The following is an 11,854-nucleotide window of genomic DNA, read 5'->3' on the forward strand; positions in this document are numbered from 1 at the left end:
AAACAAGACCGTCTGGCCGCCGCTGCCTTATGCCGACTGCGCCGAGACCTGCGCCACGCTGCATTCGTGGTCGCAGATCCTCGGCAAGTGCCGGCTCATGGATGTGCCCTGGGTCAATCACGCCTGGCACGCGACGCTCTACGTCACGCCACGGGGTCTAACAACCGGGTCGGTGCACGAGCCCAGCGGTTGTGTCAGCCTCACCCTTGATCTCGTTGATTACCGTCTCATGGCGAAAGCCGACGGCGGAGCGCGGGAAAGCTTCGCGTTCGAAGCGATGAGTGTGGCGGATTTCTACGGTCCCAGCCGGACCCCGGTCGAGGCGGTCGGCGGCATGATCGACATCAACTGCATACCCAGCGAGGTTGCCGATGCGGTTCCTTTCTCCGACGACATGGACAGGCGTCCCTACGATGCGGGGGCAGTGGCGTGCTACCACGGCGCACTCTTGCGCATCGTGCCGGTCTTCGAGACGTTCCGCACCCGATTTATCGGCAAGGTCTCACCTCTGCGGTGGATTCACAAACGAAGTGAAAATGCCAAGATAATACTGAAGAAGACATCCTGATCGATGCCGATGCGGCCTTTCCGTTAGGCATTGTACTCACCGAGCTGATTACCAACGCCATCAAGTACGCTTTCCCCGGCGGTCGGTCCGGAATGATCGTGGTTCAGGCCAAGCGAAGCGGACCAGGGCGGGTCGAGGTCATTGTCCGTGACAATGGCGTCGGAATGACCAATTACCGTGAAGGGTCGCTTGGCTACGGCTTGGTCCGCTCGCTTGTGAAGCAGATCGGGGGCGAGATCGAAATCCAAGGCGACGCAGGTGTGACCGTCACCATCTGTTTTTCCGATGCATCGCGCTTCCCGCCACCAGGCGGCCGTGAGGTAGCAGAAGAGTAGCTGGCCATCGTCGAACACGGATTAGCTCGTGTCACCGGCGCCATAGATCGAATGGGCGTTGATGATGTAACCGCCCCCCGAACCTGCAGCGTTCAGCCCGTCGTGGCCGCCCTGCCGAACGAATGCTGGCAGACCCTGTCGTGGCGGCTCGGCACCAAAGCGATCTCAAAGCCGACTTCGCCGCGCTCCGGGTCCGGATCCGGGTAGCCGATGGTCCGGTGATCTCGCGCAACCGGCGCCTGCCTGATGAGGTCGCCTGGCTAGCGTGCGAGCGCCGGGGCTACGGCTATGAAGGTGGCAGAGAGTGCTAAAGCGCGAACGTTCCATCTGCCCCCGGCCCTTCCCCATCCAGGGTAACACCATTCCGCGTCACCTCGATCTGGCGCTTGCGGCCCGCTACTGTGATCTTAGCGCTGAAGCCGGGCCAGTCGGGCGGCAGGGCCGGTTCGATCCGCAGCCGATCGCCGCCCTCAGGGACGATGCCCAGGATACCCTCAACCGCTGCGCGGTATAGCCACCCGGCGCTGCCCGTGTACCAGGTCCAGCCGCCGCGCCCGGCCTTGGCGCCTTCGCCATAAACATCGGCGGCGACAACATAGGGCTCGACCCGGTAACGCTCGGCATCGGTCCGGCTTTCGGCATGCGATATCGGGTTCAGCAGGTCGAACAGCCAATGGGCGTCGCCGCCCCGGTCCATCCGACCTAGGGCATAAACCATCCAAGCTGCGGCATGAGTGTATTGGCCGCCGTTCTCGCGCACGCCAGGGGGATAAGATTTGATATAGCCCGGCTCCTTGTCCGTCGCCTCAAAGGGTGGAGTGAACAGCTTCAACGCCTGCGCGCCCTCGTCCACCAGCCAAGCCAGGGCCACGTCCACTGCCGGGCCGACCCGGTCCGGCCGCCCCGCGCCCGAAATAGCCGCCCAGCTTTGCGCGATCGAATCGATCCGGCATTCCTCGGATCCGACCGATCCCAGGGGGCTGCCATCGTCGAAATAGCCGCGCCGATACCAGGCGCCATCCCAACCTGCCGTGTCCAGCGCCTCGGCCACCGACCGGCGATGCGCCCGCCAGGCGGTGGCACGGTCGATATCGCCCCTCGCCTCCGCCAGCGGGGCGAAGGCGTCGATGGTGGCGCACAGGAACCAGCCCAGCCAGACGCTTTCGCCACGGCCGTTCTCGCCCACGCGGTTCATGCCGTCGTTCCAGTCGCCCCCCAGGATCAGCGGCAACCCGTGCGGGCCAGTCCGCGCCACAGCCAGATCCAGTGCTCGGGCGCAGTGCTCGTGCAGGGACGCAACCTCGCCAGACCGTTCGGGGGTCAGAAAGGCATCATGCTGGCCCCGTTCCAATGCGGGGCCGGTGATGAAGGGTACGGGTTCATCCAAGATGGCCCTGTCGCCCGTCAGGCGGACATAGCGTTCGGTGATATGCCCAAGCCAGATCACGTCGTCCGAGATCATCGTCCGTACCCCGGCACCGCTGGCGGGCAGCCACCAGTGCTGCACATCGCCTTCGGTGAACTGACGCGCCGCCGCGTTGAGGATCTGTCGGCGGCACAGGTCCGGGTCGTGCAGGATCAGGGCCGAGGTGTCCTGCAACTGGTCGCGGAACCCGAACGCACCCGAGGCCTGGTAAAAGGCCGACCGCGCCCGGATCCGGCAGGCCAGCGCCTGATAGGGCAGCCAGATGTTGACCATCAGGTCCAGCTTCGGGTCAGGCGTCTGGACTTGAAGCGTGTCCAGGAACCCGTTCCATTCGACCGCCGCATGCTCCAGCGCCTTCGTCACCTCGGCCCCGCTGGTGACGGTGCGCAGCAGGTCGGGCAACTCGGCCTCGGGCGCATCGGCAAGCGCGAAGATCACCTCGGCCGTCTCACCGGGGTTCAGGGTCAGGCTAGTCCGCAGGGCAAGGCAGGGATCGCCGCCGGTGTCGGTAGTATCGCCCGGCCATGCGCCGGCCAGCGCCTCGGGACGGCGCAGACCGCCCACGCCCAGCACGGCGGCGCGCGAGGCCAGATACCCTGTCACGGGCCTGTCGCAGGCAAGTCCCGCAGCGCGTCCGGGAAATTCGACAGACCAGGCATTGCGGGCAATGACCGTGTTGCCGTCAGCGCGGGCGCGGATCATCGGCGCAGTGCGGCCCCGGTCGTTTCCCAGAACCAGTTCGGCATAGGCCAGACAATCAAGGTCCAGCCGTTCGTCCCCCCGGTTCGTCACTCGCAACCGGGTCAGCTTGGCCGGACCGCTGGCGGCCAGCACCTGCACGGCATCAAGGTCCACCCATCCGCTCCAGGACCGAAAGCGGCTGAAGCCCAAACCGTGCCGCGCTTCGTGGATGGCGCCCGGATCGGGACAGACTGCCGCAAAGGGCGAGGCGATGCGCCCGGTCCGTCGGCAGCGCAGCAGGATCGCCTCGCCGGGGCGGTTCTCAACCGGGTCGTTTGACCACGGGGTGATCTGGTAGTCGCGCGAGTTCACCGCCCAGGTAAAGCCCGCGCCTTCAGCAGACACGTGAAAGCCAAAGTCGTCACGGGCAATCACATTGATCCAGGGCTGGGGCGTGGATTCACCGTGGCGCAGGCGGATGACGTATTCGCGTCCGTCGGCGGAAAAGCCGCCATAGCCGTTGAAATGGCGCAACTCCTCGACCGGGAAATCCGGCTGGGGCGGCGGGGCGGCGGGGGCCGGGGCGGGCAAGGACAGCGCAACCGGACGGGGGGGCGTTGCAGAAGTGGTCTCGACCCGTGCCAGTTGTTCGGACAGCTTGCCGTTCCGGCTGTGCAGCACCACGCGGGCCACCGCCAACAGCCCCCGCAGCGCCGCAGGGTCCATCTGATCCTGGCGCAGCACAAAGACGTGGCGCGCGGCGGGGTCGGGATGCCCGGCCCGGATAAAGGTTTCGCACAGCGTGGTCAGCGCGTTCTGCAAGTCCTGGATATAACTGGACGCACGGTCGTTCAGGATCACCAGATCGACCCGAACCCCGTGATGTCGGAAATAATCCTGCATCCGGAGCGCCTTGCGGACGATGGACAGGTCGCTTTCCGTGTCGATCCGCAGCACCATGATCGGCAGGTCGCCCGAGATGCCCAGCCCCCACAACCCCGATTGGCGACCGACCGCCTTGCGGATTTCGGGATCCTGCACGCCCATGCTGCCGTCGGGCCAGATCAGTTGGCAGGCATAGGCGCGGAACACTGCCGCCTCGACCAGCGAACTGTCCATATGACGCAACTGCACCTGCGACCGGGTCCAGGCCAGCCGGCTCTCGTGATCGTAGACGGCACGGTCCGCGTAGTGGCCCATGGCAATTTCGAGCGACGTCGGGTCGTCTGCTACGATGGTCCAGAAGGTCACAACGGTCTCCTTGCCCGGCGCAATGCGAACACGGCGGCGCAGCGCAAAGATCGGGTCGAGTGTGAACCCCTGTCCACCCGCCAGCCGGGCGCCGGGGTCCATCGCGGCCGGGTGGGTGATGTCGCGCCCGCGGCCGATGAACGCCCGGCGATCCGTCTCGGCCCCCAGGGGGGTGCCGCCGATGGCCAGATGCCCCAGATGCAGGACGGGTTCCGACCCGCGGCGGTTGCGGCGGGCGAAAACGGCGCTGCCGTCGCGCCCGATCGCGGTATGCACGAACATCTTGGAAAAAGCCGGATGGGCAAGATCCGCCTCCGGCCGGTCCAGCACGATTTCGCCATAGGATGTGATCTCGATCACGCGCGGCCGGGCGGACCGGTTGCGCAGCGTCAGGCGCATCCCCTCGGCTTGCGCCTCGGAGGCGACGATCATCTCCAGATGGCTTTCGATCCCATAGGCGGTTTTCAGGAATTCCGCCTTGTGGTCCGAGAAGATGGTCTGCGCCTCCTCGGACGGGGCGGGTTTTGGTGCAACCGTTGCCGACCACCAGTCCTGCGTCTCAGTGTCGCGCAGAAAGACAAATAGGCCGTCGCGATCCAGCGTAGGATCGGGGCGCCAGCGGGTGACCGCACGGTCTTCAATCCGCGACCGCCCGGTGCCGGTAGCTGTGACCATCCGGGAATAGCGGCCATTCGACAGCACGCCGATGGCACGCGGCGCCTGGCCTGGGTCTTCCACCACTGTCTGGGCGGCAGGGGCCAGTTCCGCATCGCTGCCCGTCAGCCCGCTACCGGGTGCCGTGCGCGTGATGGGCACGATCTCACGCGGGGCCTTTTCCTGAAGCAGCAGTTCGGCCGCGCGGATCACCGGATCGTCATGGAAGCGATCGCGGTGAATGCCTTCCAGCACGGCGTTGGCAATGGCCACGATGCTCATGCCCTGGTGATGGGCCATGACATTGCGGACCACGGCCAGGTTGGCCCCTTCAGGCAGACGGGCCGGGGTAAAGTCGATGGCGTCGAAAAAACCGTGCCGACCCAGGGCGCCGATCCGTTCCAGCCGGTCAAGGTTCGCGACCGCGGCGCGCGGCCGGATCTGGCTTGCCAATGCTGTGGCATAGGGGGCGACCACAAGATCATCGGTTCCCGACCGCTTCAACGCCAGTGCGGGCACGCCAAAGGCATAATATTGATAATTCATGTCGCGATCACGGGCGTTGAACGCGCTTTCCGACACGCCCCAGGGCACCCCCCGCGCGCGGCCATGGTCGATCTGCTGATCCACCGCCGCCGCGCAAGCTTGTGCCAGCAGGCTGCCCTGCCGTTCATGCATGACCAGAGGCGGCATCAGGTATTCAAACATCGAGCCGGACCACGACAGCAGGGCGCCGCGCGCGCCCAAGGCGGCCACCGGCCGGCCCAGCCGGAACCAGTGTTCGTTCGGGGCATCGCCCTTGGCGATGGCGAACAGGCTCGACAGCCGCGCCTCGGACGCGAGCAGGTCGTAGCAGCTCTCGTCCAACTGGCCGGTATCGGCGCGAAAGCCGATGGACAAAAGCCGCCGCTGCGGGTTCATCAGAAAACCGAAATCCATCCCGAAGGCCAGTGCGCGGGCGCGTTCGGACAAGACTGCTACCCGTTCCTGCACCTTTGGGGCATTTCCGGGCGGGCGGATCGCGGCCTCGCAGACGCGTTGCAGCGCGTCGGCCCACCAGATCAGGTCGCTGCCATTGTCGTCGATCTCGGCGACATATGCCTCGGCGAACTGGCGGATGTCGCTTGCGATCACCGCCAGGTTCAGGCCGCGCACGGCGGCCAGTTGCGGTTCGGCCAGGATGTTTGCATAGCTTTGAGCAAATCCCTCGATCCGTTCCTGAACGCGGCGACGCAGCGGACGCAGAGCGCGGCGATCGTCGGGGATCGCCTGTAACTGGCGGGCCAGCACGTCCAGCACGTCGCCAATGCCCTGCGGGTTGGTCGGCACATGGACAATGGCCCCATGCGCCCAGCCCCGCAGGGCCGCGGCCAGCGTGACCAAGTGCCCTGCCAGATTGCCGCTGTCCACGGAGGATATATAGTGCGGCTGCAACACTGACAGGTCGCGCGTGTCATACCAGTTGAACAGATGACCGTTCCGCTTTTCCAGCTGCTCCAGCGTGGTCAGCGTGGCCTCGATCCGATCCAGTGTTTCGGGCAGGCCGATCCAGCCGAAATCGCGGGCCGACAGCGTGGCCAGCAGGTACAGCCCGACGTTCGAGGGCGAGGTCCGTTCCGCCACCTTCGGGTCCGGCGAGTCCTGGAAATTGTCCGGCGGCAGGTGGTGGGTATCAGAGCCTACGAACTCCTCGAAAAAGCGCCAGGTGATGCGGGCGGTGCGGCGCAGAGCGGCGGCGTCTGCCGGGGCAATGTCCAGTCGATCATGGGTTTCCAGGGTCTTGCTGGTCTCCCAAGCAATCCAGGGCGCACCACCCCACATAAGCGCCAGAAATCCCGCCAAAGGCAGGTTCGCGGGGTTGATCAGCGCCACCAGCAATAGTGCCGCAACCGCAACCGCCGGTGCGGCCGCCATCTGCCGCAGGTAATCGTAACGGCCGCCCACACCGCTGGCTGCTACCTCGGAATTGCTGCGCCACTCCAGCAGGTTTCGTCGGCTGACTCGCATCCGGTGCAGGGTCCGGCCGATCGCGTCAAGCGCCAATGCCGCCTGGTGCGGCATGAAGGACAGGCGCAGTAGCATGGCGGAAAGCGCTTCGCCCGCCTCGGCCAGCAGTACCCGCAAATGCCGCCGGGTCGACACGGATGGATGCCCGGGCACCAGCCCGGAGTAGAAGCTGATCAGCGGACCCAGAAACAGGGTCAACATCAGCATTACCTGCCACCGCATCGCCGCGCCGGGCGCCAGCGTCAGCCAGCCCGCGACCGAGGCGAGGATCCAGGCGGCGGGCAGCAGCGACCGACGCAAGTTGTCAAGCATCTTGAAGCGCGCCAGCCCGTCCAGCCCGTTGTTCCGTGCGATCACAAACGGCAAAAGCTGCCAGTCCCCGCGGATCCAGCGGTGCTGGCGCGCGGCGTCCACGTGATAGCGGACCGGGAAATCCTCGATTACCTGCACATCTGTGACCAGGGCCGCGCGGGCCAGAGCGCCTTCAAACAAGTCATGGGAGAGGACAGTGTTTTCCGGGATACGCCCCTCGGTCGCGCGGGCAAAGGCATCCACGTCATACAATCCCTTGCCGGTGAAGCTGCCTTCGCCGAACAGATCCTGATACAGGTCGGACACGGTGAAAACGTAGGGGTCCAGCCCCCGGTTGGCCGAAAAGATCCGCTGGAAGACCGAAGCCTCGTCCCCCGCCGTCAGAGATGGCGTGACCCGCGGTTGAAGGATTGCGTACCCTGCGACCACCCGGCCCGTGGCGTCGGCTATCGGGCGGTTCACCGGATGGGCCAGCTTGCCTGCCAGCGCCGACACCGTATCGCGCAGCAGGCGCGTGTCGCTGTCCAGCGTCAGCACGAAACGCACATCGGCGGGGGGGCGCAGGCCAGTGGCCATGAAGGAAGTGTCGGTGTCCCCGCGCAAAAGCGCGTTCAATTCGGTCAGCTTGCCGCGCTTGCGTTCCCATCCCATCCACACACCTTCCTGCGGGTTGTGGATGCGGTGCCGGTGCAACAGATAGAAACGACGTCCGGTGGCCGCATAGCGGAGAGCCAGCCTCTCGATCCCGTCGCGCGCATGGGCCAGCAGCAGGGTATCATCGGGGCGGGTTTCCGCGGTGTGGTCAACCCAGTCCGACAACAGCGCGAAGTCGACCGCCCCCAAAGGATTGGCGAGGTAATGGAGTTCCAGGTTTCGCAGCAAGTCGTCGGTTTCATCGCGTGAGGTCAGCAGGCAGGGGATCACGACCAGCGTTCGAGCCGTTTCGGGCACTCCGGCGGTGAAGTCATAAGCGGGGAGGCGGCGGGGTGGAAACAGCCGCGCGACAGTGACCTGCGCCACCGCCAGCGCCGCTTCCGACGCGGGGAACAATGCCAGCACGAACAACAGCGCCGCCAGCCCGGTCGGCGCTTCCAAACCCTGCACCATCAGCGCCACAACCGCCAGGGTCAGGACAGTGACGGGTCCTACCAGCATCGGCCAGCCCCCGCGGCGGATGCCGCGTCGTAACCGCTGGACCATGGTCGGGCGATAGTGGATCCGTGCTTCCAGATCCTGCAGCCCGTCACCCATCAGGATCCGCCCAGGGTCTGCCTCGTCCGAGGCCGAAAGCGCCGCTTGCGCCACCGCCACCTCGGTGAGGTCGGACCGGCGGGCCAGCCGCTCGATCTGTTCGCGATAGGCGTTGCGGGTAGGATTGTCCAAGGCCGCATAGTCCGGAGCGCGGCGCAGTTCGCGATCCACGGCCGAGACGCTTTCAAACCATTTCAGCCAGTCAATTTCATCGATCAGGCGCAGGCTGCGGATGATGTTGCCCACGGTGACATTGCCGCTGGACTGGCGCGCGTGTTCGGCGGCCAGTACCGAGTCTGGGGTTTGCCCCGCCTCGGCCAGCCGCGCTTCCAGCCAGTCAAGGGCCGTGGCTGCCGCGCCCGACCCGTCGCGCAGGCGGTACAGCATTTGCGCGGCAAAGGTCGCGTCGCGGGCCGCCGCCGCCTCGGGCGCCAGGGCTGCGGCAGCCTCGGGGGCGGTGCCCCCCATCAGCCGGTCGGCCAAGGCATTGGCGGCAGTGCGCTTGCGGCGACTGTCGTCGATCCGGTCGGACAGCCGACGCAGGTTTTCCAGCAGCACAAGGCGCAGCAGCGAGGGGATGGCCCAGATCTCGCCAATGGTCAGGTCCAGATGCCGCTGCATCCCGCCGACCATTTGGCTTAGGCCTTCCAGCGTGACGGCGGAGTTAGTGAGCGCCACATGGGTCCAAGTCAAAGCCAGGACGCGCGGGACAGTCTCACCTCCTGCCAGTTTCAGCGAAGGAAGGCTGCGATAGAGCTTTGGTTGCAGATCCCGGCGCAGGTGGCGGAAGGTCTCGTCCACGACGTGATGGTTGTCCAGCAGCCATTCAGCGGCAGGAGTGAGAGCGCTCTTGTTGCGGGCCTCGTTCAATATCGAAAGATAAGTGGCGCGCACCGCTGCACGGTTGTCGATCAAACGGTTTGGGAAGTCGAAAGGTTGCCAGGCGGGTAGCGCCGGCGCAGAGGTGCTTGCCAGATCGGACCCGGCCTGGGCAGGGCTGCTGTCAAGCCAGACGTCATGGCGGATCGGCGCAGCCAACTCGGCCCACCGAGGCAGTCCAGGGCCTGCTTCCGGCCGGTCAAAGCGGCGCACCAGAAGCCTGCGAGGAAATATCGGGCTGGAGGTCACGGGATGGCACTTTTCAGAATAAGAAGATCTGAAGAACCAACGAGCCGGTCATCCCCTGGTTTCCTATTTTTCTGCATTGCGGCGAAAAGCAGTGCGAATGATCGCGCAAGGAGGCTGTCGAGCCTAAATCGTCGTGAGGCAAAATCAGCACGAATTTACCCCAGGGTCGTTCGATCAAGAAGTCCGCGTCAGCCGAGTCTCATTGTTGGTCGACGAACTCCAGAACGGTAGAAAGAAATGCATCTTGCGCCATGATTGGACCTCCGTGACCCACCCCATCAAGTGTGCGGACGTCAGCATTGGGCATGCAGCCCGCAATAGCCTCGGCACCTTGCCTGAATACGGGATAAGTGTCGCTCCCCACAATCAGCATAGTGGGCGTCTTTGCGGTCGCAAGTTGCTCACAGGTCAACGGCGCCGGTTGGGCCGCCGTGGCGTCGAGGGGGAGCGTGTGGGCGTTTTCTAGCATCTGCACCCGCACCGACTCGGGTAGCACCTCAAAGCCAACTTCCTCCAAGCCAAAGACATATTCGATCGCTTCTCGTGTTGCTTCCTCCAGGTCACCAGCTTGGGCAGCGGCAACCGTGTCCGCAAAGCCGTCATACAAGCGCTGCGCCCATGCGCGCACCTTGGCGCGCATCAACGGCATCAGTCTTGGCGCGGGTTCCACAGGCTTCCGCAAAGCGGCGTGCCTGAAGCGGGTTGACCTTCACCAGCGGGAACCTGCCCGAGAGGGCAGCCTCGAAAGCCCAATGATAAGGGCCGGTCGGCTCAAACATGATCCGAGCAATCGGTATTGCTCCCAGCCATCTGATCAGGGCGCGATGCCCACGCGGTGAGTTCTCGAAACGCTGCGCCGTCCCGTCTTCCAGCCGATAGACGTCGAGATGGGATTTGGAGACGTCGATGCCGATGGTATGCTCATTCATCTTCGCCATGTCCTATGCTTGTCATGCGTGACTTGACACACGCGTATCCGTTCAGGCCCCTGGTGAAGACGGCGGTTGATCAAACTCCGGCACGGTCCTTGTTGACCCAGCACGATACGATCCAACCGCCGCCACTGCCCGCCATAAATGGCATGGCGGGCAGTGGCTCCTGTATACCCTCAAGAGCCACTCCCTAAATAAGACAAGCTCGGTAGACGCCGCCTTTGGCCATCAAGGCCCAGACAACCCGTGCCATCTTGTTTGCCAATGCGACCCGCACGACCATGGGCGGCTTGCGCGCCAGCATGCCTGCCAGCCAGGTCCCAGCAGCCGCTCCTTTGCGGGCACCCCAGCCAACGATGCTGTTGGCGCCAATAATCAACAGCCGTCGCAGGGACCGCTCACCCATCCTGGTCGTGGCGCCGAGACGTTGCTTACCGCCTGTGGAATGTTGCCGGGGCGTGAGCCCCACCCACGCCGCGAAATCGCGACCACGGCGGAACATCTCAGGCGGTGGCGCCAAGGTGGCCAAGGCTGTTGCGATCAGCGGGCCGATGCCGGGGATCGTCATCAGGCGACGTGCTGTCTCGTCTTCACGGGCGCGACGGGCGATCTCCGCGTCCAGTTCGGCGATCTTCTCCTCGAGCTGAAGAAGCATGCTCACCAGAACGGACAAGCTGGCCCGCATTGTCGCGGGAAGAGCGCTGTCGTCCACCTCGATCATCGCTGCCAGGCGACGGGCATTCACAGGCCCCTGCGGAACCACCTCGCCAAACTCGGCCATGTGTCCCCTCAGCGCATTGATCGCCTGCGTTCGTTGCCGGATCAGAAGCTCGCGCACCCGGAACACCGCAGCGGCGCCTTGGGTCTCTTCGCTCTTCAGGGCGACAAACCGCATCGTGGGACGCTGTGCAGCCTCCACGATCGCTTCGGCATCCGCCATGTCGTTCTTCTGGCGCTTCACGAACGGCTTAACGTAGGCAGGAGGGATCAGCCTCACCTCGTGGCCCAATCTTCCTATCTCTCGGCCCCAAAAGTGGGCGCCGGAACAGGCCTCCATCGCCACGATACACCGCGGCTGCCGACTGAAGAACTCGAGCACCTGTCCCCGGCGCAGCCGCTTGCGGAGCACCGGCCGACCAACGGCATCTGCGCCGTGGACCTGAAACACATGCTTCGCGAGATCGAGCCCAATCATGCTAACTTCGCTCATTGATGCCTCCCATAGTGGATCAAAACAAACCCACCATGGCATGAAGAGACCGTCGGGGGCGTCTACAGCATCAGAGCCGAGGAGCGCGCTCCAGGCATC

Annotated in this window: 6 protein-coding genes; 2 read left to right on the forward strand and 4 right to left on the reverse strand. The window is 64.9% G+C overall.

Features of this window, described 5'->3' with window-relative positions; genetic code table 11:
• Positions 1-22: 22 nt before the first annotated feature.
• Complete coding sequence (locus Q5701_RS17665; protein ID WP_306755437.1) at positions 23-568, forward strand: DUF5996 family protein; 546 nt, start codon at positions 23-25, stop codon at positions 566-568.
• 47 nt (positions 569-615) lie between these two features.
• Entirely contained in the window at positions 616-903 is a 288-nt protein-coding gene (locus Q5701_RS22945; protein ID WP_373568667.1) for an ATP-binding protein, read from the forward strand.
• Positions 904-1,210: 307 nt separating this feature from the next.
• Here Q5701_RS22945 and Q5701_RS17675 read toward each other — a convergent pair whose 3' ends face one another.
• The 4 genes from Q5701_RS17675 to Q5701_RS17690 form a co-directional block, all read right to left on the reverse strand.
• Positions 1,211-9,400: a glycoside hydrolase family 94 protein gene (locus Q5701_RS17675; RefSeq protein ID WP_306752290.1), complete on the reverse strand. Its 8,190-nt coding sequence runs from the start codon at positions 9,398-9,400 to the stop codon at positions 1,211-1,213.
• Positions 9,401-9,812: 412 nt separating this feature from the next.
• Positions 9,813-10,253 (reverse strand): alpha/beta fold hydrolase, encoded by a 441-nt coding sequence (locus tag Q5701_RS17680; RefSeq protein ID WP_306752291.1) that lies wholly within the window; start codon positions 10,251-10,253, stop codon positions 9,813-9,815.
• Positions 10,213-10,551 (reverse strand): IS110 family transposase, encoded by a 339-nt coding sequence (locus Q5701_RS17685; RefSeq protein ID WP_306752292.1) that lies wholly within the window; start codon positions 10,549-10,551, stop codon positions 10,213-10,215. Before Q5701_RS17685 ends, Q5701_RS17680 begins: the two co-directional genes overlap by 41 nt.
• 184 nt (positions 10,552-10,735) lie before the next feature.
• Positions 10,736-11,755 (reverse strand): IS110 family RNA-guided transposase, encoded by a 1,020-nt coding sequence (locus Q5701_RS17690; protein WP_306752293.1) that lies wholly within the window; start codon positions 11,753-11,755, stop codon positions 10,736-10,738.
• Between the last annotated feature and the right edge of the window lie 99 nt (positions 11,756-11,854).

It is taken from the genome of Paracoccus actinidiae (assembly GCF_030863885.1).
GTDB classification, from domain to species: Bacteria; Pseudomonadota; Alphaproteobacteria; order Rhodobacterales; family Rhodobacteraceae; genus Paracoccus; species Paracoccus everestensis.

Coding starts and splice junctions, on each gene's coding strand:
- Q5701_RS17690 (WP_306752293.1), bottom strand. CDS start 11,755: ATGAGCGAAGTTAGCATGATTGGGCTCGATCTCGCGAAGCATGTGTTT.
- Q5701_RS17685 (WP_306752292.1), bottom strand. CDS start 10,551: ATGGCGAAGATGAATGAGCATACCATCGGCATCGACGTCTCCAAATCC.
- Q5701_RS17680 (WP_306752291.1), bottom strand. CDS start 10,253: ATGCGCGCCAAGGTGCGCGCATGGGCGCAGCGCTTGTATGACGGCTTT.